Genomic DNA, 24615 nt, shown 5'->3' on the forward strand with positions numbered 1-24615 from the left:
TATTAGACATGGAATTGTTTTTGATTGTTTGTCACAAGTAAACAAAGCATCTTCAGTATTTGTTCAATCGTCGTAATAGATCTAGCAAGGAGAGATTATATGGAAGCATTGATGGATTCCCATTATATAAAGGTTCTACCGTTTCTTTGGAAAGGGTTAGGTTATACATTTTTCATTACGATTATCGGATTGATTTTTGGTTTTGCATTAGGTGCAATTACAGGGATTGGTCGGTTATCGCAAAATAAACTGATATATGGCATTGCTTCGTTTTATGTTGAAGTTGTTCGTGGTACACCTCTATTAGCGCAAATCCTCTTCATTTATTTTGGTTTACCTGAAGTGTTAGGCATTACACTCGATAAAGTGACTGCATCGATCATTGCGATTGCAATTAATGCAGGTGCATATATTGCAGAAATTGTTCGTGGTGCTGTCGATTCAATTGATAGAGGTCAAATGGAGGCAGGACGATCCATTGGTCTAACTAAAGCACAAACGATGCGATACATCATATGGCCACAGGCGTTTAAACGTATGATTCCTCCACTTGGAAACCAATTTGTTATTAGTTTGAAAGATACCTCACTATTTTCTGTTATTGCCGTCGGCGAAATGTTGTTCCAAGCAAGACAATACTATAGTACGAACTTTTCACCTTTCCAAGCGTTAACAATGGTATGTTTAATGTACTTAATGATTACAGTACCAACTGCACTGATTTTACGTAGGGTGGAAAGGAGATTGGATGTTTAATGATTAAGGTAAATGATCTTCACAAATCGTTCGGAAGTTTAGAAGTACTAAAAGGGATTACAACTGAAATTCAAGAATCAGAGGTAGTATGTGTAATCGGTCCATCGGGATCTGGAAAGAGTACGTTTTTACGTTGTTTAAATATGCTAGAAGAAATTACTTCTGGTGAAGTCATTGTTAATGGTGAATCATTAACAGATTCGAATGTGGACATTAATAAGCTTCGCTCTCATGTAGGTATGGTGTTTCAGCATTTTAATCTTTTTCCTCACATGACTGTACTTCAAAATATTACACTTGGTCCTATAAAGGTGTTAGGAAAGAGCAAGCAGGAAGCTGAAAAAACAGCATTACCGCTACTTGAAAAGGTAGGATTAAGTGATAAAGCAAATGTTTATCCAGATAGTCTATCGGGTGGGCAAAAGCAGCGAGTTGCGATTGCTCGTTCATTAGCAATGGATCCAACGGTTATGCTTTTTGATGAACCAACATCTGCACTCGACCCTGAGCTAGTAGGAGATGTATTAAAAGTTATGAAGGACCTAGCCCAAGAGGGAATGACTATGGTCGTTGTAACGCATGAGATGGGTTTTGCAAAGGAAGTAGGTAATCGTGTGTTATTCATGGATGAAGGGATTATTATGGAAGATGGAGATCCGAAGCAAGTTTTTGATGATCCACAAAATCCACGTACACAATCATTTTTAAGCAAAGTATTGTAATATGTATCTTAACTATGTTGGACTGATTAGTGACAACTATCTGTATCAAAGTTGTTTCAATTGTATAACTAGAAGAAATTATGAGAACTTCTTTAGATAAGAATTAACTACATCTGGAGTTATTAAAGTCTTAATTATTATTAGGGTATATGTGAGACAACATGTGAACGTTCAAGGAGTTTGGCAAAAATAAGCCAACTCTTTTTTTTTATTTCGTTTTCTAATTTTAATTAGATTGTTTATAATAGTTAATCATACATATATTTTACAACTGGCATTGGTTTTCAATGAAGTGGGTATATACATTTTTAAGGGAGTGCTTGCATGATAAGTGTATTGTTTGTTTGCTTAGGTAATATTTGTCGATCACCAATGGCTGAAGCAATTTTTCGTCATAAAGTGAAAGATGCGGGATTAGAAGCTGAAATTCAAATTGATTCCGCAGGCACTGGAAATTGGCACGTAGGAAATCAACCACATGTGGGAACACAAAAAGTGTTGAAAGAAAATAGAATTAGTTTTGAAGGAATTCGTGCACGACAAGTAAATGAATCAGATTTTGCTGAATTTGATTATATAATTGCAATGGATGAGAAGAACGTTTCGGATTTAGAAAGTATTAAAAAAGGTAATCCGACAGCTTATGTGGGTCAATTGCTTTCATTTCTACCAGATGTTTCAGATAAGAATGTACCTGATCCTTATTTTACTGGAAATTTTCAAGTGGTTTATGAACTAATTGATGAAAGTTGCTCCAGATTACTTACGTTTATACGAGAACGAAATAACATATAGTTGAGGAGGATTATTTATGGGGGATAACCAAGTGTATGATGAGAAGAAAGGTCAAAATAAGTTAATACATGGAATGCTTATTGGGGCGGTAGTAGGAGCTGCTGTTACTTTATTTGATCGTGATACACGGGATTATACAGTAACTAGGCTGAAGAAGTGTGGTTCAACTACTTGGAATTGCGTGAAGAATCCTTCTCAAACAGTAGAGAATGTATCAAATACTGTATCCTCTATGCAAAAGAGAACGAAAGTACTTGCTGAAGATGCTACTTTTTTTGTAGAAAAGTTCAAAGAAATTGCAGAAACAACCCCAGAGGTCGTCGAAGCGGTTCGAAAGACAAAAAAGCATGTAACGGAGTTTTCAGAGGGTGCTGAACACAAATGACCGAACTGCGTAATTTATCATTAAGAAGCATTGGAAAAGAATTGTACTATCGCTTTCAACATGATGAAGTACCAGGATTAGCAGCTCAACTTGCTTATTTCTTTTTATTATCGCTGTTTCCATTTTTGATCTTTTTAATTACATTAATTGGGTATCTTCCGTTGAGTCAAGAAGATGTTTTAGGTACAATAAGCCAATATGCACCTGGTGAAACGATGGATCTGATTGAGTCAACTTTAGTGAATATTGTTAATGAGAGAAATGGTGGGTTACTTTCGTTTGGTGTTATAGCAACGATTTGGACGGCTTCAAACGGTATCAACTCAATTATGCGTGCATTAAATCGTGCGTATGATGTAGTTGAAAATCGTTCATATATCGTTTCACGTGCTATTGCGATCTTTTTAACATTTGCAATGATCTTTGTTATTATCGTTTCACTATTATTACCAGTATTCGGTAAAGCGATCGGGACATTTATCTTTTCATCATTTGGATTATCCTCAAAGTTTTTAACAGTGTGGAACGCTTCACGTTGGATTTTAAGTTTCGGTATTATGGTAATTATTTTCGTATGCCTTTATTATGCTGCGCCAAATAAGAAATTGAGCTTGAGAGAAGTATGGGTTGGAGCTCTATTCGCTACGTTAGGGTGGCAGCTTGTTTCACTTGCATTCTCATATTATGTCGATAATTTTGGGAATTTCTCTGCTACTTATGGAAGTCTTGGGGGGATCATCATCTTAATGATCTGGTTCTATCTCTCTGGTTTTATCATTATTTTAGGTGGAGAAATTAATGCAGTAATTCGATACTTTCGTCGAGAAGGTATTAAATGAAGTGTTCGGTAAACTTTTATATGCTAGTTTGTGCGGATTAGGAATAAGAAAATTCCTCTCAGGTTACTATAATGAATGCTTGATTTATTAAAGTGAGGGAGGAACTTACATGAGTGAAAATAAGCGTAATAACAATAATAAGAATAACACAAAGCAAAAAAGTGAAGGCAAGAATAAGACGAGTAGTAGTGCAAATAAAAAGAATAACTTTCATTAACATGAAAACAGCTCAACCTTTGGCTACAGGTTGAGCTGTTTAATTTAATTTGGAACTGTTTATGAACGTAAGAGACGAAGCCCGTTTAAAATAACGAGAATGGTACTACCTTCATGACCAATAACTCCGTATGGCAAATCAATTAACTGTAAGAAGTTTGATGCAATTAGAATCAAAATAACAGTGATAGAAAAAATAATATTCTGCTTAACGATACGATTCATTTTTTTAGATAACTCAATTGTATCCGCAATCCTAGATAAGTCATTTTTCATTAAAATAATATCCGCTGTTTCTAGTGCAACATCTGTACCTTCGCCCATTGCAATTCCAACACTTGCTGTAGCAAGTGCTGGTGCATCATTAATTCCATCACCAACCATTCCTACGTTTTCATAATGAGATTGTATTTGTTTTAAATGATTTACTTTTTCTTCAGGTAAGCATTCTGCAACATATTGGTCTAGACCAACCTCTTCTGCAATAACATGTGCAGTTTTCTCATTATCACCAGTAAGCATAATCGTATGAATTCCGAATGCCTGTAGCTTTTTTAGTGCCTCTCTAGTTTCAGAGCGAATCGTATCTCGTAGAGCAATCACACCTGCAATGCCTTTTGAATCCTTTGCGTATACGAGTGTCTTCCCTTCTTCAGCAAGAGACCAGCTAATGCCGTTATGGAATTTCTCGGCCTGCTTTGCACCAACGAAATCACGTTTACCGATCTGCCAATCTGTGTTATTGATAGTTCCTTTAATTCCCCAGCCTGAGACATCTTCTACATTTTCTGGAGTTGTAGTTAATAAGTCCAAAGATTTTACGTGTTGCACAATTGCTTGTGCGAGAGGATGATTTGAATAGCTCTCAATCGAAGCAACGGCTTGTAGAAACTCCTTCTCAGATATCCCTTCACGCACATACACATCTGTTACTTCTGGTTTTCCTCTTGTTAACGTCCCAGTTTTATCAAATGCAATTGCTTGTAGGTGTGCGAGTTTTTCTAAATGTACGCCACCTTTAAATAAAATACCACTCTTTGCTCCATTAGAAATCGCAGATAACGTTGCGGGCATAATTGAAGCAACGAGTGCACAAGGAGACGCAACAACTAGTAAAATCATGGCACGATAAAATGTATCTGTCCAACTCCATCCGAAGATAAAGTGAGGTAAAAACATCATAAAGAGAACGACAATTAAAACAACCTTAACGTAACGTCCCTCGAATCGTTCAATGAATTGCTGTGATGGGGATTTTTCATCCTGTGCTGACTGAACGAGAGTAATAATCTTTTGAAACAGTGTTTCATTATTTGGTTTTGTTACTTCAACGGTTACAGCACCATTCAAGTTCACTGTTCCAGCAAAAACATCGTCTTGGAGTGATTTAGAAACAGGAAGCGATTCACCCGTAATTGCCGATTCATTAATTGTCGTTGTCCCGTTAATAATTTTTCCATCTGAAGGAATGAGTTCACCAGGCTTTACAAGGATATGATCACCTACGATAAGCTTAGAAACATGAACAATTTCTTTTTCTCCGTTTGAGATACGAACGGCTTCTTCAGGTTGCATTTCCATAAGTGCTGAGATTTCACGTTGGCTCTTATTCATCGTGTATGTTTCTAAAGCACCACTTAACGAAAAAATGAAAATTAAAATGGCTCCTTCTTGCCAATGACCAATAATTGCAGAACCGATGGCAGCAAAGATCATGAGCATTTCTACATTCAGTTCTCGGTTGGCGAGCGTATCTTCGATTCCTTCTTTTGCTTTTGCAAACCCTCCGATGACAAATGCAAGTAAGAATATGATGATAGATGGAGTAGATAAATTTGCTTTATCCAGTAACCAGCCAAACAGAATGAGTAAGCCACTTAACATGGCCGCAATTAATTCACCGTGTTCTTTTAGCTTTTTAACAAATAGATGGGATGATTGGTTCGATTCTAATTGAGAATGATTAGCCATTACTTGACTATCTGTATTCATATTTGTACCCTCCTTTATTTAATTGAGAATTAAAATCAAACTCAATACCGCTAAAAATAACGAAAGCTGCCAACGATAGGGCAGCAAATTAAAATGATTATTATTTAGTTTTTATTTTTATTATTATATGTTAATGTTATCATAAATTGCATCTGAAAAGAACAAAAAAGTATTAAAATAATGTGAATGGGCTCATTTTATTATTTTTCAATTACTAAGTTAGCGGTTATAGAAAACAAAAGTGTTTATTACGATTAACATTCAGAAAATGAGTAAGATCTTACACTTAAAAACGTATTTGAAGAAAAAATAATGGAAGTTTCATTTTATCCATTATATGATAAAACTCATGTATAGCTCGAAATGAATGAGGAATGGAGGGAGAAAATGTCTTCAAGGCAGTTTTTCACTCATCCTATTGGGATTTTGATTGCAGCCATTGGGGCGACTTTTCTTTGGGGAAGCGCGTTTCCATTTATAAAGTTAAGTTATAGTATGCTTTATATTCAATCAGATGAGATAGGTGAGCAAATCTTATTTGCGGGGTATCGCTTTTTCCTAGCATCAATTCTGCTTATAGTTTTCTTACTAATAAAGGACAGAAAACTTAGTTTGGGAAGAGAGATGTGGCGCCCGCTTATTATAATTGGTCTGTTTCAAACGTTTCTACAGTACATCTTTTTCTATATTGGATTAAGTTTAAGTACAGGAATCCAGGGGTCAATCATTGCAGGAACAACATCATTCTTTCAGATTTTATTTGCACACTTTATGTATAAAGATGATGCAATTAATGGAAAGAAGATCATTGGCTTATTGATTGGGTTTACTGGTGTCGTCCTAGTTAATATTACGAAGGGAACGTTACAGCTTCAATTTGGAATTGGGGAATTTTTATTAATATTAGCAATGATAAGTGGAGCGTTTGGAAATATATTAGCTCGTAATGGTGCTATGAAGATGAATGTTATTTATATGACAGCGTTCCAAATGTTGATTAGCTCAATTGGATTGCTACTCGTTGGAATGACAATGGTTGGTCCATTACCATTTTCATTTAACATACAGAGTGGGGCATCATTATTGTATTTAGCTGTGTTATCTGCGGGTGGTTTTCTGTTGTGGAATAATGTTATGAAGTACAATCAAGTTGGTAAAGTATCTATGTACCTTTTTCTCATACCCGTATTTGGAGTATTTTTATCGGCGGTGATGTTAGGTGAATCGTTACATATGTTCGTATTACTTGGACTAGCTTGCGTAACGAGCGGTATCATTATTGTAAATCGAAAATAAAAGTGTCACACTAAAAAAGACCCGCCAACAATCTCGATAGATGTGCTTGGCGGGTTCTTGTATTTATTATAATAGATGAAAGGATGGTTATTAATTTACTTATTCAGCGATCTCTTCAAATTGATAATACGTTTGATTATAAATGTGTTCAATTTCCGCATCTGTCATATACAGTAGGTTATCGTGGTCTGTACCTCTCATTTTACTAATGAATTCAATCATGTTTTTGCGTTCTTGACGGCTCATATTAATTTCCCCTTTCATACTGTTTTGATACAGTGTTAATTTGTTATTTGTATTATATAACAGTATTCAAACAATGGTCAATGGTTAATTTCAGAAAATTATAAATTAGGCGTCATTTTTCACAACTTAGACATATTAAGTAAAGTTGTTATATCGTTGGGTTCGAATAAGTGTATTGTCCCGTTACAATGCTAGGTGTATGAATGAAGTAGAAGATACCAAGCTCAGATATATCAAAAAAGCACTATCAGATGACAGTGCTTTAAGAAGCATTAGATTGACAATTAAGTGTTGATGAACGCTCTTTAGCAAAAAAGACACAAATCCAAATAATAAAGAGCATTGAGGAAATAATATAAAAGAAACTTCCTTGGTCAAACAATTGTATAACGATACCGCCAATTAAAGGTCCAACGATACTACCGAGACTGAAACAAATGCCACAAAGTATATTTCCAGCCGGTAATAGATGTTTAGGAAGAAGGTCTGTCATATAACTAAGACCGAGTGAAAAGGTTGACCCAACTAACATACCAGCTGTTATAAAACAGATGAACAAACCAATAAAGCTATCTTCCAATAAGCTTGCACAGATAAATGTTAGGACACCACCAAATAGGATGATCGTAATAATTTTCCTTCTACCATATTTATCGCTTAGTGTGCCTAGTGGGATTTGAAGAATGATTGTTCCAACAGCAAAAGCAGGTAATAGAATAGAAAGTTGTTCAACGGTAATTCCTATTCGTAAAGCGTAAACAGGGAAGTTGCCGTGTAAAGTTGATTCTAAAAATCCATATCCAAAAGGTAAAAGGAATGCAAACCAAGCAATTTTCCAAGCTTGATGAAATCGTTTGAATGATTGAAAGAATGATGGTTGTGTATCATTATTTTCAGGCAGTTCATTTCGCAACGTTAACAGTAAAGCCCAAATGATAAAGCTTAATCCTGCTGACAGTAGAAATGGTAGTGCTTCATTAATTGTAACGAGCCTTGTCATTAATGGACCAATTGAAAAGCCGAGACTGAAAAATAATCCATAAATCGCTATGTTTCTTCCCCGCTTATGGACGGGTGAGAAAGATGTGATCCATGTTTGTGTTCCAAAGTGTAACATATGATCTCCAATTCCAATGACTAAGCGAAGCACGAACCAAAACCAAAGTGCTTTCCAGATTGGAAAAAGAGCTAGTGAAGTAATAACTAATATACCTCCAGTAAGGATCATTGGTTTAAATCCAAACTTTTGTAAAGGTTTCTCCATAAAAGGAGAAGCGATTAAGAGGCCTATATATAATCCAGCTGCATGCATGCCATTTACAGTTGAAGAAATGCCACTTTGTTCAAAAATAATTGCAATTAAAGGTAGGAGCATTCCTTGTGAGAAACCTGATAATGCAACAGCACTGACAAGCAGCCAGAAGCGGCGTTGAAGTTTTCCGTTCATTGATATCCCTCTATTTCATATATGATGTACATCATAATTAAGAATGTATGCTTTTAAATCGTACTAGTAATTAATAGGAGAGGCAAGCTGAAATTTTGCACCATATGAGGAAAAACGATACAATTTTAACGATATTAATTAGAAAATAAATTGGAGTGATGAAGATGGAACTCAATTTTCAAATGAAAGATGAAGGATTTCTAGGTGAATTACCGTATGGTGAGATTCATATTTCTGGTAATGACGATTTTGGCTTCCGACCAGGTCAACTTATGGTGTCATCAATAGCGGTTTGTTCTGCAAGTGTGCTCAAAAATGTTCTTAAGAAGAAACGTTTAGATGTACAAGATATGAAAGTAACTGCACAAGCAACGAGAAACCCTGACGAGGCAAACCGAATCGAAAAAATTAATATTCATTTCGTAATTAAAGGCACTGGTATAACTGAAGATGTTGTTGAAAAGGCTGTTGAGTTAGCGCGAAAGCATTGCCCGATGGTTCAATCAGTAAAAGATAGCATTGAAATTGAGGAAAATTTCGAAATCATTCGTTTAAGTATATAAAGAGAACTCCGTCAGAAATGACGGGGTTTTTTATAATTCACAAGATGATGCAAGTAAATACGTTACAGCGTGATTTCGTTCAATTATGGTATGATAAGTCTTCGATTATTCATACATATAAAGTGAAACTTCTAACAGAGGTCCCCTGTAGGTTAGTTGAACCAATTAGAAATTACTTACGTTTATACTACAAAAGGGTATAACTAAGGTCCTCTTTCACTTTAATTTCGTTAATTTTCTAGAGTTTGGTGTTCGAGACCTTAACTTCAGTTGACATGTAGTTAAAACAATGGCTTGAAAGGAGTATGTTAGTGAATCGAAGTAGTGGTAATGATTTTACAACTGGAAGCATTTTAAGTAAGATGCTCCTTTTTTCAGGACCTATTTTTTTGACAAATATCTTACAGACATCTTATCAATTTATTGATAGCATATGGGTGGGAAATCTAATTGGAGCAAATGCGCTAGGAGCGATTTCAGTTTCATCCACAATTATTTTCACTGTCTTATCTTTCATCATTGGGATAAATAGTGCATCCTTAACAGTATTGTCCCAGCAAAAAGGTCGAAAGGATGCAGAGGGTTTATCAGAGTCGTTAAATGCATTTGTTATCGTGTTAACATTTTTGGCGATTGCATTTGGTCTTTTAGGGGTAGTTATTAGTGGACCGATTCTTTCTTTGCTTGGGACACCTGAGAATATTTTACCGCTTGCGTCAAACTACTTACGAGTTAATTTTCTAGGAATTGTTTTTTTATTTGGATACAACTTTATTGGAACTGTATTAAGGGCACTTGGAGACAGTAAGACACCGATACGGTTTGTTATTGTAGCTGTTGTTTTGAACACGATACTTGATCCTTTATTTATTGCAGTTTTTGATTGGGGAATTATTGGAGCTGCACTAGCAACAATTGTTTCGCAAGGAGGGGCATTTTTATATGGTCTCATCTTTATCTTAAAAACAGATCGAGCTCCGTTTACACGTCCACACTTACCTTCAAGGAAGTATGTTAAGACAATTTTTAAACTAGGAATTCCATCAGGTTTACAAATGATGGCTATCTCTGGTGGAATGATGGCGATTATGAGTGTTATTACTCGATTTGGAGAAGACGCAGTAGCTGGTTTTGGAGCGGCGCAAAGAATTGATAGCTTAATTGTTCTTCCAGCAATGACACTTGGATCAGCTGTTAACAGCATGGCAGGTCAAAATATCGGTGCTAAAGAATGGAAACGAGTACATGAAATCGCACGTATTGGTGTATTTTTTATATTGTTAATTATGGTTGCAATTAGTACGTTTGTCTTTTTCACGGGGGAATATTTAATAGGGCTGTTTACATCTGATCAACAAACAATCCAATTTGGAACGATGTATATGAAAACGATAGCTTATTTTTACCCATTTCTTGGAGTGAACTTTGTTCTAAATGGTGTCGTACGTGCTTCTGGTGCGATGTTTCAAATTCTAATCTTAAATATTATTTCATTTTGGATTTTACGTTATCCATTAGCAAGTGTGATGTCATCTTTCTTTGGAGAGAAAGGAATTCCACTTGGAATGGGAATTAGCTTAATTATAAGTAGTATAATTGCTTTCATATACTACCGGTTCGGGAAATGGGATGAAATGAAGGTGTTTGAAGATAAATCATAATGAGATAGGGGTTATCAAATGAGGGATTGGTTGTTAAGGTTTGGTATATATATTCTAGGAATTATCATTTTATCTTTTAGTGTTAGTTTGATTATTAAAGCAGACTTAGGCGCGGGGGCTTGGGATGCATTAAATGTTGGTTTATCAAAAACAGTCGGATTCACAGTAGGGACATGGGTATTTATTATTGGTTTTATCCTTATCTTTTTAAATGCTTGGATCGCTAAGGAACGACCGATGTTCACTGCAATTGCGACCATTATTTTGATTGGAATAGCGATTGATTTCTGGTTGATTAATGCATTGGCGTCTTGGAATCCGAATGATTTAGTCGCTCGTATTGCGGTGTTTGGATTTGCGCTTTTCTTTCTTGCTTTTGGAGTTGCGTTATATTTACAATCTGAATTTCCAATTAATCCAATTGATCACTTGATGGTTGTATTACATGTACGTTTTAACCTTAGTATAACTGTAACGAAAACGATCGCGGAAGTTGCTGCGCTTGTATTAGCATACATATTTAATGGTCCAATTGGAATTGGAACCATTGTCATAACAATTCTGATCGGTCCGATCATTGGATTCTTTAATCCAATTCTCAAGTCACTGCTACAACGTATGCGTACTCAAATACTTGCCTGAAATTGGATGAGGGAAAATCGGATAAATAAGGGCATTTTCGTAAAACTATGGATAAGTGACTTGTGAGGAGGAAGACAATTGAGACGAATTCACACAACTTTATTCATATGTTTGTTATTTGTTAGCTTCATGTTATTTAGTTCAATCGTTGGGGCAGAGAAAAATAATCAACAGAAGAAAGTGAATATTCCTGACTCAGTAATTGATATTTCTAAAGAAAATACTTATCCAAATCCAACGCAAGACTTACCATATTTACAACCGAGTGAGTTAACGAAAGAGTTGTTAGAAACGACTGATGTAAAAGTAGAAAATCCAGATTTGATACGATTGTTAAATGAATCAAATGTTTCAACGACACCTCTAGCTATTGGTTATAAGGCTACCATTTATTTAGGGCAGTGGCCGTTAAGTTATGATTCCACTGAAACGAATACGAATTGGGAGTACAAACTCGCGAATGTAAATAAATATGATAATCGTGGTGGGACACAACCATATAAAATTCATTATCGCCAAGAAGAAGAAAGAAATATTCAAGGTGATTTAACGATGAAGGTGTCTAAATCAGAAGATGTGAAGAAGATGATGCTCTTAAAAGCGATGGAAAAGACAGGGCTTCCACTTTCATTTAATACGATGATCGGTCAAAATACGAAAAAAGAGCAAGTATATAATACTGCTCCTAAGAAAGTTGGCTATCTAAGCGCATATGCACCAGCTGTAAATGAAAAGGGGAAAATTACTTTCGGTGAAGTATATTTAGAGCTTCGAGGTAATAAGAAGCGACTTGTTGTCAAGAACGTAACCCAACAAGGAATCGGTGCTTGGATTCCAGTTCAAGATCGTTTATCGTTCAAATTTATCACAACTGATATGCCACAATAAAAAAAATGAACCACATGGGCTTTTTCTAGTAAAAGTGTACATGTGGTTTTTAAATGATTTTAAATAATCAGTAGTATATAATGTTGGTTTAAGATTATTTTACAATAAAGAACCTGTTATAATGTTATACGAAAAGCAGATTTGATTAAGAGAGTGTTGAAAAGTGATGGATTACGTAGAATGAGTCAGTCAAACGATAATTTCGAGTATAGGTCAATCGTTTCTCTGTTTATTCCCCTTTTTAAACACGCATCATAAGTGGAGGGCACATCGGATGAGACAGTTAAGATTCTTCTTATTAATTGCAATGGTTATATTATCTGGATACAGCTTATTTACTGGGAATTATTATGTATTACCGTACACGTTGTTAATTCTTGCACTCATAATGTTAGTAACAGGAATTATCCAGTTCAATAAAAAACAAAGAGCGTATGGATTCTTAAGCATTGCCATATTTATTTCTTTAATAGTCATGTTAATACAAGGATTAGTTGGAAATTAACAGGCAGAGAAAATAATTATTAATAAAAACCTATCAGTGAGGAAGGTAATTGCTCACTGATAGGGAACTTTTCCTTATTATTTTTTGACACTCTAGATTGCTTGGTTACCTGCTAATCTGAGCTATGTTTTGCGTGAAATCTTCATTAGGATAATAGGCATGCTTCACAAGAATATTAGGTCCAAGGCATTTTGCAGAAGGACAGTGACATAATAGTTCACGAGCTACTTTCGTATTTAACCATGTATCGAAAGCTTCTTGTATCGAGTTATATTTAATATTACCGAGTGGTGGAATATCACCAAAATCAGTTACAGTAATGTCTCCAGTGAAAATGCTTATATTCAAACGGCTACGGCCATCAGGATCATTACGAACTGTTACATTTTCCTCATTGTATAACCGTTTCTGTAGCGCCAAATCTTCTTCATTGTTACTACACGGATAGAATGGTAGTGTACCAAATAACATCCATAATGATTTGTCACGAATGTCGAGAAGGTGATGGATGCTAGTGCGAATCTTTTCTAATGATAGAACAGGCAAGTTATCAGCAAAATCGACTGGATACATTGGGTGTACCTCATGTCGTGAACAACCCATTTCAATAATTTCGTTATGAATCTTTTCTAAATGTGGAAGTGTTCGTTGATTTAACATCGTTTCTGCTGATACGAAGACACCTTCCTTAGCAAGAATTTTACTATTTTCAATCATTTGTTCATACAGTTTGGCACTTTGCTCGAGTGTAGGTTTGCGCTTCATGTTTGCAAATCCATATGTGTGAAAGTCCTCTAATGTTCCCCAGTTATGTGAAATATGTAGGACATCTAAGTAAGGTGTAATTAATTCGTACCGCTTTGGATCCAATGTTAAGTTTGAGTTGATCTGTGTACGAATACCTCGTTCATGAGCGTATTTTAATAATGGTACAACATAGTTTTTTACAGATGACATTGATAACATTGGTTCTCCACCAGTAATACTTAATGCACGTAAGTTAGGTGCTTCTTCTAAACGTTGCAATAGCATATCAATTGGAAGAGCATTAGGATCTTTTGGTTGTAACGTGTAACCTACCGCACAGTGATCACAACGCATATTACACAGAGTTGTCGTCGTAAATTCCACATTTGAAAGCATGAACTGTCCGTTGTGTTCAATATCATCGTAAGCTTCCCACGGATCATTAGATGGGGAAATAGGATTAAGCTGTTTCAGTGTATTCATGTTAAAACTCCTTCATTATATAAAACTCAGCTAGAGGATATGGTAAACAATCGAAAAGAAGGTTTTAGAGTGATGTTGTTTTATTATTCTCATAGGTCTTCTATTCCCGTTATATCCTTCTTAGTTTAGGTTCTACTATCCATTAATGCAGAAAACATGTATATTATCAATAAAAAAACAATCTTTTCTATATGTGTCCGCTTTCATTTCTCTTTCTTAAAATTTAGACAAGGCGTATAATATAGGGGAGATTTTTCGTGGAGAGAGAGTTAATGAGTTTACGATTTTAAGTGAATGAAAGGGGAATGAGAATGGAGAAACTTCAAGAAAGTTTATACGAATTAGTTGTCGACACATCAACAAAATTACCAAAAGACGTGCGACGTGCAGTTGCGAAGGCGAAATTGAATGAGAATGCTGGCACACGTTCTGCGATGTCTCTTGATACAATTACAAATAATATTATGATGGCTGAAGAGAATGTATCACCGATCTGTCAAGATACGGGTTTACCAACTTTCAAGGTGAAAACACCAGTTGGCGTTAACCAATTGAAAATTACAAATGCCATTCATGCTGCAATTGAGCAAGCAACAAAGGATGGGAAGCTACGTCCAAACTCTGTTGACTCAATTACAGGTGAAAATAGTGGAAATAACCTTGGTGCTGGAATTCCTGTTGTGAAATATGAACAATGGGAAGAAGATTACGTTGATGTACGTTTGATCTTAAAAGGTGGTGGCTGTGAGAATAAAAATATTCAATACAGTCTTCCTGCTGAACTTGAAGGACTAGGACGTGCAGGGCGAGACCTAGATGGAATCCGTAAATGTATCATGCATTCGGTATATCAAGCACAAGGACAAGGCTGTAGTGCTGGTTTTATCGGTGTTGGAATCGGAGGGGATCGTAGTTCCGGTTATGATTTGGCGAAGCAGCAGTTGTTCCGCAATAATGATGACGTGAATGAGAATGAAGACTTGCGTAAGCTCGAAGAATATGTGATGGATAATGCCAATACGCTTGGAATTGGAACAATGGGATTTGGTGGAGAAACGACATTACTAGGCTGTAAAATCGGTGTTATGCATCGTATTCCTGCTTCATTTTATGTATCTGTTGCTTATAATTGTTGGGCTTTCCGTCGTCAAGGTGTGAAAATGAACGCTGAAACAGGCGAAATTATCGATTGGTATTATCAAGAAGGTGATGATGTTGATTTTGCACAAGAAGCAGCAAAAGAGGTTGCAGCAGCAGAGTCAAATGAATCACGTGAAGTCGTACTTGAAGCACCGATAACTGAAGCACAAATACGTGAATTAAAAGTTGGCGACGTTGTGAAGATTAATGGTGCACTGCATACAGGTCGTGACGCAATCCATAAGCACCTTATGGATAACGATGCGCCAATTGATTTGGATGGACAAGTTATTTATCACTGCGGTCCAGTTATGCTTAAGGATAAAGAGGGTAATTGGGAAGTGAAAGCAGCAGGACCAACAACAAGTATTCGTGAAGAGCCGTACCAAGGCGATATTATGAAGAAATTTGGTATCCGTGCTGTTATTGGTAAAGGTGGTATGGGTAAGAAGACGTTAAAGGCGTTACAAGAGCATGGCGGTGTATACTTAAATGCAATTGGTGGAGCAGCACAGTACTATGCTGATTGTATTGAAGGTGTAGAAGGTGTTGACTTAATGGAATTTGGTATTCCAGAAGCAATGTGGCACTTGAAAGTAAATGAGTTCAAAGCTGTAGTGACAATGGACTCACACGGAAATAGCTTGCATGAAGATGTTGAGAAGACATCGCTTGAAAAGCTTGAAAACTTCAAAGAGCCAGTTTTTAAATAAATGATTCAACAACCCTTGAGACAACATGTTTCAAGGGTTTTCTTTGCGATAATACTATTACTGAAATCATCAGTGATTGCTAACGAATAATGAGTGGGGATGAAGAATTCCATTCATTAATAATGGGGTGATGTGATGAAACTGAGGAAATATCAATCAACTGATGCAGAAGAAATATATAAGCTTTTTTGGGATACTGTCCATTCTGTTAACGCACAAGATTATACGGAAGAGCAACTCAATGTGTGGGCACCAAATATGCCTCAATTAACGGAATGGGAACAGCCTTTTTTAGAAAATATAACGTATGTTGCTGTTATAGACACTCAAATCGTTGGTTTTTCCGATATGACAATAGATGGGTATTTAAATCGATTATTCGTTCATAAAAATTTTCAAAGTCTAGGGATAGCATCTAAGTTAGTCCAAAAGCTTGAGTCTAAAGTGAAGGAGAATGGGATTAAACGTATTACAACAGATGCAAGTATCACTGCTAAACCTTTTTTTGAAAGATCCGGTTATCGAGTAGTAAATGAACAAAAAGTAGAAAAGCAAGGCATCTATTTAATAAATTATAAAATGGAAAAGCATCTCTCATAGCATGATTTTTAACAATCGTTGCAAACTAATAGAAAATATTAGACACGTTCTAAAAGGAGACTGTTTGCAATGAAGAAATTATATTTTTTACTGTTGCTCGTTGTCACGCTAATCGTAAGCATCTCACTTCCACAGACTTCATATGCTTATGACAATACACGGTATAATTGGGGCTTTAAGAAGAGTAGGAATGAAGAAGGTGCATCAGCTGGAGAAAAGTTTGATAAGATGCTTGAGAGCTACAGCAGCTTTTATATTGGAGATACTTCGAAAAAAGAGATCTATCTTACGTTCGATAATGGTTACGAAAACGGCTATTCAGAACAAGTTCTTGATATATTAAAGGAGAAAAAAGTACCCGCAACATTTTTTATTACAGGTCACTATGTGAAGGATCAACCTGAGCTTGTAAAGAGGATGGTGAATGAAGGACATATCGTTGGTAATCATTCATGGCATCATCCTGATTTAACGACAGTATCAGATCAGAAGCTAAAGGAAGAATTGCAGTCTGTTGAAAAGGCAGTTGCAGAACTTACTTCACAGAAGTCGATGACATATTTGCGTGCTCCACGTGGCGTATTTAGTGAACGAACTTTAGCATTATCTGAACAGCTAGGTTATGTGAACGTATTTTGGTCATTGGCATTTGTTGATTGGAAGACTGATCAACAAAAGGGATGGAAGTATGCGTACGATAATATAATGAGGCAAATACATCCAGGGGCAGTTATGTTGCTTCATTCAGTTTCAAAGGATAATGCTGACGCTCTAGGTAAGGCAATCGATGATTTACGTGCGAAAGGTTATGAATTCAAGAGCTTAAATGACTATATGTTCGATAAGCTTCTTCCAGCACCGTTTTATAACTTATAATAGTTAACCTCATTTAGAAGGCAATTTCCCTTTATTCATTCCCTGTACTATAATGAACGTAGTGGCAGTCATTTGACTGCCAAATTTATTTTACTGGAGAAATTCATATGAATAACAAACAAGTTACAATACAAGAGGGACAAGAGTTCCCGTTAACGATAAAACGACTGGGTATTAACGGTGAAGGTGTAGGGTTCTTCAAACGCCAAGTTGTGTTTGTGCCAGGTGCACTACCAGGAGAAGTAGTTGTTGCTCGAGTAGAAAAAGTACAAAATAAATTCGTTCAAGCATCCATGAAAAAAATTCGTGAGAAATCACCGCACCGCATTCAACCACCTTGTCCGATTTATCATAAGTGTGGTGGATGCCAATTACAGCACCTCGCTTATCCACAACAGCTAGAAGAAAAACGTGATCACGTTATCCAAGCGATGGAGCGTCATACGAAATTACGGTTAGATAAGATTGACATTCGAGAGACGATTGGGATGGATGATCCTTGGTATTACCGTAACAAAAGTCAATTGCAAACGACTAAGGAAAAAGGGAAAGTACTTGCTGGACTTTATCAACCGAACTCTCATAAAATTGTGGATCTTTCGCAATGTATGGTTCAACATGAGAAAACAAACGAAGTAACACAAGTTGTTAAAGACGTGCTACAAGAATTAAATATACCAATCTATGATGAGCGAGATCATAGCGGTGGCATTCGCACAATTGTTGTACGTACCGCCATTGCTACAGGCGAAACACAGCTCGTCCTTGTGACAGTGAAAGAGAAGATTCCAAAGAAAGAATTATTAATTGAAGAGATTCAAAAACGAGTTCCAAACCTTACGTCTATTATGCAAAATATTAATGGAAAGAGAACATCATTGATTTTTGGTGAAGATACACTTCATCTAGCAGGAGAGGAAGTCATCCAAGAAACGTTAGGCGACTTGTCTTTCGAATTATCAGCGCGTGCCTTTTTCCAATTAAATCCTGTACAAACAGTTAAACTCTATGATGAAGTGAAAAAAGCAGCCAAATTAACAGGCAAAGAAAAAGTTGTAGATGCTTATTGTGGTGTTGGTACGATAGGGTTATGGGTTGCAAATGAAGCAGCAGAGTTACGCGGTATGGATATTATTGAAGAATCGATTAAAGATGCAAAGAAGAATGCTGACAAATTTGCCGTTACACATGCTAATTATTATGTAGGTAAGGCCGAACAACTTCTTCCGAAATGGACGAAAGAAGGCTGGCGTCCTGATGTTGTCATCGTCGATCCACCACGTACTGGCTGTGATAATAAGCTACTTAATACACTGTTAAAAGTGAAACCGAAGAAAATCGTCTATGTGTCCTGTAACCCATCAACGCTAGCAAAAGATATTCAAACGTTAAGTGGGAATTATAAAGTGAAATACATGCAACCTGTTGATATGTTTCCGCAGACGAGTCATGTTGAAGTGATTTCTAAAATTGAATTAAAATAGACTAAAAAGCTCAATGCCATTAAAAGGATTGGGCTTTTTAAATATTACTATTTATAAAAAGTATAAGTTTCTGTTGAATAAAAAATCACCTGTGGTCAATGTTATAATCAGTTTTTTTCTGTTGACAGCATTGAAATTGTAACTTATTCAGTTGTATAATCAATTTCAATTAAATCCCACGCTGTAATTAAACCTAGTGGTCTTTCATTTATTCTTCCATTTTCTGTTACAATTATTGCTTCTAAGTCTTTCTTTTCTTTATGTACATTCTCAAAAATTTCTTCTACTTCAAAGATATTAATTGATTTTTCTACAAACTTTATAGGGAGATTTTCTAAATTTATTAGAATATCTTTTACTTTAATATCTGCTAAATCTACAATATTGTTTACTGTATAATTTGCCATCCACTTTACAATGTCACCTGTTGTTAGTAATCCAATACATTTTTTATCTTTATAAACTGGATATTGGGAATAATTGTGCTGTTTAATAGCTCTGATCACTGATACAACAGTATCCTCGTAATCAAATAGAATTACATCTTTTGTTGCTATTGTTAGAGCGTAATTTGGCTGTGTGAAAATAGTAGCAATTGTTTCAATTTTTTCTACTACTTCTAAGTGAGGCTCAGCGATGTACTCACCTACTTCTTTTTTTCCATGAACAATTGCATTTCTTAATTTTCCATATTGAATCAACTCATCATAATAAGTTTCAATAAGTTGATGGTGTTTTGCGCCCTTTCTAACAAGGGCGGTGTAACTTTTGTCAGAGTTGATGACAGATTTCTTTAAAACAGTATCTATTTTATTATAGGCCACTTCAAAACGCTCAGAAAGTTTAGTTTCATTTTTTATCATGGTGATTTTACCCCTTGTATTCTAGTTTTATTCTCTAAATATTATCCTATGATTTTGAAAAAGTGTAAATATAATTTAAATACAAATAGTTGTTTGATAACAGTGAAAATATTAAAAATTCAAAAGCTAACTTCTAAGGTTCTTGATAAGACTTTGTATGAATAAGATATTAGGTTTTGGGTGAAGCACTTGAAGTTGTAGTGAATATAATTTTAGGTTATGGAATTATAAGTGAAAAACGATAACGCTTTTTCAGTATATTTCTTTAATTTAACAAAAAAAATTTCAACTATTAAAAAACAATATTTAAATTCGACAAATTTCGACGACAAAAAAGTCAGAATTATGATAATTTAGGACTGGTTCAATTTTCATAAAATGTTAAAAGGAGATAAAGTATTATGATCTATATCGTAGATTTCGTAGCGAGGCTTAAACATAAGAGCAATATTGGTATCGCAGTTTATCTTATTCTAAACACAATCCTTGTAATTGGAATATTTGGTGATATTTTACTTGGATTAACGCTCTATATTATATCTTTAGCAATGGCACTCTCACCGATTGGAGAATGGATTTTAAGGTTACAGACAGGTTGTAAACCGCTAGCTAGAAAAGATCACATTGCTCGATTAAAACCACTATTTGACGAGGTTTATGAAAAAGCCAAGAAAATGGATCCAACAATATCTGATGATGTAAAGTTGTTTATTTCCAATGATAAATCACCAAATGCATTTGCTACAGGTAGAAAAACCATCTGTTTAACTAAGGGTTTTTTAGAATATGAAGATGAAGAGATTAAAGCAACTTTAGCTCATGAGTTTGGTCATCTGTCAAATAAAGACACGGATTTAATACTTGTAGTTACAGTTGGGAATTTAATTTTATCAATTTTGTTTATTCTTTACCGTTTCTTTTTCCTAGTTATTGCATCTTTTGCTGGTGGAGCAAGTAGAGGTTTGGGCTCATTTGTTATTGCATTTTTTGTCGATATGATCTTAGTTGGAATGATGTGGTTATGGACAAAATTAGGTACTGCGTTAGTTATGCACTCTAGTAGGCAAAATGAATATTTAGCAGATGAATTTGCTTACAAAGTAGGTTACGGCCATCAATTAATCGATGTATTAGATAGTTTTAATGAATATGAAATAGATACTAAGGGATTATGGGCAAACCTTGCTTCAAGTCATCCAGACCCTGACTTACGTATTGCTAAATTACAAGAATTAGTAGAAACATCATCTGACATGGTAGAGAGTCTTTAGAACATATTTTTGATTTTTACTAAGCTTGTCTTTGTCTAAAATGAGTACAGTACAAGTTTTTACTTTACTTATGAAAAAGAGAGCAATAAAAGTAGCTAATGATACCTAATTGTTATAGGAGGAGTGAACTCTTGGGGAATATTTTTATTAGTTACAGCTCTGCTGATACAAAGCAGATGCTAGAACTTGTAAATAGATTAGAGAGTTATGAATTGAAATGTTGGTATGCAAAGAGAAATATAGGACCTGGGGAGAATTATGCTGTCGAGATTATAGAGCAGATTGCATCTTGTAAGGTTTTTATCATTCTTATTTCTAGAAAAGCTTTTGAATCACGTCATGTAGCAACAGAAATTAGCTTAGCTTATCGAAGAGATATGCTTATTATACCTTTATTAATTGAGGATCTAGCACATGATAATTCTGAATGGCCAAAAGATTTTCGATATTTTTTAGAAACTGCTCAGATGTTTAATGGCGTGCACTTAACTGAAGAAGACTGGCAACAAATTGTGGATAAAATCTGTGAACAATTAGAGTTAGAAGATAATGTAACAATTACTTCTTCCAAAATCCCAGAGTTCAAATTAGAGAGTCACAAGGTAAATGGAGCCGACTTTCTATTTTCTCCGATGGAGAAAACTAAATTAGACTTTATTGAAAGTGTATATGAACCGAATCCTAATTATTTAGAACTTCAAGAAACATTACAAAATCATAGAGTACTAGTTTTATATAATCAAGAACAAACAGGAAAATCCACTGCAGGAATTCATATATTACAGAAAATTAAAGTTAATAAAATATTTAAATTACATCTAATAAATTTGGTAGAAATATTACAAATTCATTTTAAGGAAAATTCAGGATATTTACTTGAATATTGTGAGGCAGGTTTTATTGATCAACTCAGTCATCAAAATCTCATAGAACCTTTACAAAATAAATTAGAAGAAGTCGGTAGTTTTATAATTTTTACAACCATTCAACAACCTTCATACGATAAAGAATACATATATGAATTATCAAAGCCAATTAATACAAAGCGTATAATAGAGAAACATATTCATCATCTATATCCTCAACACCCTAATCATAATAAGGCACTTGAAAAGCTACAAAAATTAAATATTAGTGAAATTGAAGAGTTATTTAATCCTGGGGATAGTCACCTATTAGCAAAGGTTTTAATTGAAGAGAGTTTGTCGGAAAATATGGAAGAGATCAAGGATTCTTTATCAAAAAATATAGAAAATCAAACCAAGATTTTAATTGAAGAAAATATGAGCATGGATTATTTTTCTCAATTGTTCACATTAGTAGCATTGAGAGACGTGCCATATAAATTATTTGAAGAAGTTTCTTTTGGTTTAAAAAAGTATATCCAATCAGAGATAGGTGTAATGGAATCAAAAACAGATTATATTTATTTGTCAAGGGAACAGCGTTTGAAAAAGTTGAAAGCTGAAACTTATATGAGTTCCAAGGGAACATTAATAGGTAGTTTTCCTGAAAGATACATTCGTTTTTCGAAATTATCTTATTCTGAAAAAATTTTAGAATACTTATGGAATCACTATCCTCAGTATCACAATTCTATAATTCAATGGCTAAATGAAGCCGTAGTTAATTCAAAAAAAACAGAAAAGAAACAATTAATTAGTGTAATTGTACACTTAGCTAGACAAGATTTTATTTTTATACAAGATAAAGTTCTACAACCTTGGGTTTTGAATAATGATTATAGGTACCGTCTAACTGCAATTCAGGTATTAAATAGCCTATCAGAAGATCAAACTACTATGAAATGGATATCTAACCTCTTAAACTCTTGGACTAAAATCACTAACCACTCACAATATCAATGGGTAACTAGTGTTGCTTACGGGGGAATTATTGGGGCATATACATATCCAATAGCATTGAAAAATTTGAAAATGATATTTATTAATAACCGAAAAGAGATTAGAGGAAGGACGATAAGGAGCTTTAGCAACCTATTAAGTTACGGAGTTGTTGATTCAAATTATCGTACATATTTTATTGTCTTTTTAGAAAAGTGGTATAAAGAAATTCAAGAAGAAATTGGACCAAGAATTGTTTTTTACAATCTGCTTTTCAGTATTTTTACTAAACAAGATGATGAAATAATTGAATACTTTATTAGAAATAAAGATCTTAGGAAGAGGCTTTTTGAACCAGTCTTAGCATGGTCACTTAACAATAGTAGAACTGTTAATGGTGCTCAGATGCTTTTAGATTCATGGTTAATAGTAGCTAGTAAAAATAAAAAATGTCACAAGAGTTATCGAAATTTAATTCGATCAATAATTACAGAATGTAATGAATATGAGATTGAAAAGTTTATAAAACGTAATCAACATTCGGGCTTTAACGAGCCCATTTTACCATTAATTAGATTAATCTCGAAAGAGGAGGGGGATATGTCATGGGCTTAATTCTTAACAAAGAAGAAGTAAAGTTTAACCTTTTTGCATCAGTACCATCATCTTCAAAAGAAATTGCTCTTGTGTATATTGATAAACAAGGAAATAATTTGGTATTAAAAGATGGTGATAGAATGCATAAAAGTGAACACCGTTTTGGAAAATATCACACATATTATGAAGTTGATATGAAAAAAAAAGAACTGAAAATTGATAAAGAGTTTGTTTCTTCGGAAGAAATCTATACTTTTAATCTGTCAATTTTATTTGATTATAGAGTAGAAGATCCAGTGCTTATTGTACAAGAATATGATAACCCACAAATTGCATTAGAAGAGAAAATTTTTTACATTCTTGATGGTTTAGTTTGTAAATATTCAATAGAAGAAAAACAGATTTTGTCCGAAGAAATCCGTAATTTGAATAATAATTTAGATGTTATTCAAGTGTTTAGGCAGTTCGGCTTAAAACTTACTGATGTTCATGGGAACGTAAAGCTTGGGGAGAGAGCAAGAAAAAATCTTGAAAAAAGTGATGATATTACTCAATCTAAGAAAATTCATGAAGAACACTCTTTAAAGGATATTTTGTTGGCTAACTATTCTTACAATGAAGCTTTAGATATTATGGAAAAGTTAGAGAGTATAAGTGTGAAAAGTATAAGAGAGAGGAAAGTTATTCTAAGCGAAATCGAAGCCGATCCCAATATTAATCCAAATGACAAGCGGAAATTAATAAATCACTATTTTAATCAAGGAGGAAATTTACTTAGTAGAAATCACCTAAGTGGCACTTCAAAAGCTGATAGTAATAGGTTAAATTTAAAATCTACTCTTCAAGAAGAAGAGGAAGAAGATGTTTTAGAATGAAATCATTATGCTTAAACTTAATTAAGGGATTGATTGATTATGATGGAGAGTATTTATAAAATATTTCAATTTCTCTACCAAATGCCAGTATTCATACGATATTTATTATTAACTATTGGGTTAATTTTAGTAGTTCAAATATTATTATTGGGAGTGAAAGTGACTTTAA

General features: G+C 34.6%; 23 protein-coding genes. 18 read left to right on the forward strand and 5 right to left on the reverse strand.

Features of this window, described 5'->3' with window-relative positions:
• Positions 1 to 99 precede the first annotated feature (99 nt).
• The 5 genes from BFG57_RS16455 to BFG57_RS16475 all read left to right on the forward strand — a co-directional run bounded on the left by BFG57_RS16455 (position 100) and on the right by BFG57_RS16475 (position 3497).
• Positions 100 to 756, forward strand: a complete 657-nt coding sequence (locus BFG57_RS16455; protein WP_069718584.1) for an amino acid ABC transporter permease — start codon at positions 100 to 102, stop codon at positions 754 to 756.
• Entirely contained in the window at positions 756 to 1478 is a 723-nt protein-coding gene (locus tag BFG57_RS16460; RefSeq protein ID WP_069718585.1) for an amino acid ABC transporter ATP-binding protein, read from the forward strand. The genes BFG57_RS16455 and BFG57_RS16460 overlap by 1 nt, the downstream gene beginning before the upstream one ends.
• A gap of 324 nt (positions 1479 to 1802) precedes the next feature.
• Positions 1803 to 2273, forward strand: coding sequence for a low molecular weight protein-tyrosine-phosphatase (locus BFG57_RS16465; protein ID WP_069718586.1), 471 nt, complete (start codon positions 1803 to 1805; stop codon positions 2271 to 2273).
• A 16-nt stretch (positions 2274 to 2289) separates the two neighbouring features.
• Positions 2290 to 2658 carry a YtxH domain-containing protein gene (locus tag BFG57_RS16470; RefSeq protein WP_069718587.1) on the forward strand — a complete coding sequence of 123 codons (369 nt, stop codon included), beginning with the start codon at positions 2290 to 2292 and terminating at the stop codon, positions 2656 to 2658.
• On the forward strand, positions 2655 to 3497 hold the full coding sequence (locus BFG57_RS16475; RefSeq protein WP_069718588.1) for a YihY/virulence factor BrkB family protein: 843 nt from the start codon (positions 2655 to 2657) through the stop codon (positions 3495 to 3497). The genes BFG57_RS16470 and BFG57_RS16475 overlap by 4 nt, the downstream gene beginning before the upstream one ends.
• Positions 3498 to 3773: 276 nt before the next feature.
• Here BFG57_RS16475 and BFG57_RS16480 read toward each other — a convergent pair whose 3' ends face one another.
• Positions 3774 to 5705, reverse strand: a complete 1932-nt coding sequence (locus BFG57_RS16480; protein WP_069718589.1) for a heavy metal translocating P-type ATPase — start codon at positions 5703 to 5705, stop codon at positions 3774 to 3776.
• Positions 5706 to 6092: 387 nt separating this feature from the next.
• Between BFG57_RS16480 and BFG57_RS16485 the strand changes: the two genes are divergently transcribed.
• Positions 6093 to 7001 (forward strand): DMT family transporter, encoded by a 909-nt coding sequence (locus BFG57_RS16485; RefSeq protein WP_069718590.1) that lies wholly within the window; start codon positions 6093 to 6095, stop codon positions 6999 to 7001.
• A gap of 99 nt (positions 7002 to 7100) precedes the next feature.
• Here BFG57_RS16485 and BFG57_RS16490 read toward each other — a convergent pair whose 3' ends face one another.
• Positions 7101 to 7247, reverse strand: a complete 147-nt coding sequence (locus BFG57_RS16490; RefSeq protein ID WP_069718591.1) for a BH0509 family protein — start codon at positions 7245 to 7247, stop codon at positions 7101 to 7103.
• A gap of 262 nt (positions 7248 to 7509) precedes the next feature.
• Positions 7510 to 8694, reverse strand: coding sequence for an MFS transporter (locus BFG57_RS16495; protein ID WP_069718592.1), 1185 nt, complete (start codon positions 8692 to 8694; stop codon positions 7510 to 7512).
• Between the two features lie 164 nt (positions 8695 to 8858).
• On the opposite strand from BFG57_RS16495, the gene BFG57_RS16500 reads away from it, so the two are divergent.
• From BFG57_RS16500 to BFG57_RS16520, 5 genes are all read left to right on the forward strand, one after another.
• Positions 8859 to 9257, forward strand: a complete 399-nt coding sequence (locus tag BFG57_RS16500; RefSeq protein ID WP_069718593.1) for an OsmC family protein — start codon at positions 8859 to 8861, stop codon at positions 9255 to 9257.
• 362 nt (positions 9258 to 9619) lie between these two features.
• On the forward strand, positions 9620 to 10918 hold the full coding sequence (locus BFG57_RS16505) for an MATE family efflux transporter (protein ID WP_245676785.1): 1299 nt from the start codon (positions 9620 to 9622) through the stop codon (positions 10916 to 10918).
• A gap of 18 nt (positions 10919 to 10936) precedes the next feature.
• A complete protein-coding gene (locus BFG57_RS16510; RefSeq protein WP_069718595.1) occupies positions 10937 to 11560 on the forward strand; it encodes a YczE/YyaS/YitT family protein in 624 nt (207 codons plus the stop codon).
• 129 nt (positions 11561 to 11689) lie between these two features.
• Positions 11690 to 12448: a YfkD famly protein gene (locus BFG57_RS16515; RefSeq protein ID WP_083249319.1), complete on the forward strand. Its 759-nt coding sequence runs from the start codon at positions 11690 to 11692 to the stop codon at positions 12446 to 12448.
• A 274-nt stretch (positions 12449 to 12722) separates the two neighbouring features.
• Positions 12723 to 12953: a hypothetical protein gene (locus BFG57_RS16520; RefSeq protein WP_069718597.1), complete on the forward strand. Its 231-nt coding sequence runs from the start codon at positions 12723 to 12725 to the stop codon at positions 12951 to 12953.
• Between the two features lie 105 nt (positions 12954 to 13058).
• Here BFG57_RS16520 and yfkAB read toward each other — a convergent pair whose 3' ends face one another.
• On the reverse strand, positions 13059 to 14183 hold the full coding sequence (yfkAB, locus tag BFG57_RS16525) for a radical SAM/CxCxxxxC motif protein YfkAB (RefSeq protein WP_069718598.1): 1125 nt from the start codon (positions 14181 to 14183) through the stop codon (positions 13059 to 13061).
• A gap of 311 nt (positions 14184 to 14494) precedes the next feature.
• Here yfkAB and BFG57_RS16530 point away from each other — a divergent pair, with 311 nt between their 5' ends.
• From BFG57_RS16530 to rlmD, 4 genes are all read left to right on the forward strand, one after another.
• Complete coding sequence (locus tag BFG57_RS16530) at positions 14495 to 16036, forward strand: fumarate hydratase (protein WP_139125174.1); 1542 nt, start codon at positions 14495 to 14497, stop codon at positions 16034 to 16036.
• 135 nt (positions 16037 to 16171) lie between these two features.
• A complete protein-coding gene (locus BFG57_RS16535; protein ID WP_069718600.1) occupies positions 16172 to 16636 on the forward strand; it encodes a GNAT family N-acetyltransferase in 465 nt (154 codons plus the stop codon).
• A gap of 69 nt (positions 16637 to 16705) precedes the next feature.
• The gene (gene pdaA / locus BFG57_RS16540) at positions 16706 to 17512 is read left to right on the forward strand and encodes a delta-lactam-biosynthetic de-N-acetylase (protein ID WP_069718601.1); all 807 of its coding nucleotides are present in this window, start codon (positions 16706 to 16708) and stop codon (positions 17510 to 17512) included.
• Positions 17513 to 17619: 107 nt separating this feature from the next.
• A complete protein-coding gene (gene rlmD, locus BFG57_RS16545; RefSeq protein WP_069718602.1) occupies positions 17620 to 18996 on the forward strand; it encodes a 23S rRNA (uracil(1939)-C(5))-methyltransferase RlmD in 1377 nt (458 codons plus the stop codon).
• A gap of 143 nt (positions 18997 to 19139) precedes the next feature.
• Here the strand turns inward: rlmD and BFG57_RS16550 are convergent, their stop codons facing one another.
• Positions 19140 to 19859: a CBS domain-containing protein gene (locus BFG57_RS16550; RefSeq protein ID WP_069718603.1), complete on the reverse strand. Its 720-nt coding sequence runs from the start codon at positions 19857 to 19859 to the stop codon at positions 19140 to 19142.
• Positions 19860 to 20260: 401 nt separating this feature from the next.
• Between BFG57_RS16550 and BFG57_RS16555 the strand changes: the two genes are divergently transcribed.
• From BFG57_RS16555 to BFG57_RS16565, 3 genes are all read left to right on the forward strand, one after another.
• Positions 20261 to 21130 carry a zinc metalloprotease HtpX gene (locus BFG57_RS16555; RefSeq protein ID WP_069718604.1) on the forward strand — a complete coding sequence of 290 codons (870 nt, stop codon included), beginning with the start codon at positions 20261 to 20263 and terminating at the stop codon, positions 21128 to 21130.
• A gap of 131 nt (positions 21131 to 21261) precedes the next feature.
• Positions 21262 to 23589 (forward strand): toll/interleukin-1 receptor domain-containing protein, encoded by a 2328-nt coding sequence (locus BFG57_RS16560; protein ID WP_069718605.1) that lies wholly within the window; start codon positions 21262 to 21264, stop codon positions 23587 to 23589.
• Positions 23580 to 24446 carry an SPFH domain-containing protein gene (locus BFG57_RS16565; protein ID WP_069718606.1) on the forward strand — a complete coding sequence of 289 codons (867 nt, stop codon included), beginning with the start codon at positions 23580 to 23582 and terminating at the stop codon, positions 24444 to 24446. Before BFG57_RS16560 ends, BFG57_RS16565 begins: the two co-directional genes overlap by 10 nt.
• Positions 24447 to 24615 lie beyond the last annotated feature (169 nt).

This window comes from Bacillus solimangrovi (genome assembly GCF_001742425.1).
Taxonomy (GTDB): Bacteria; Bacillota; Bacilli; order Bacillales; family Bacillaceae_N; genus Bacillus_AV; species Bacillus_AV solimangrovi.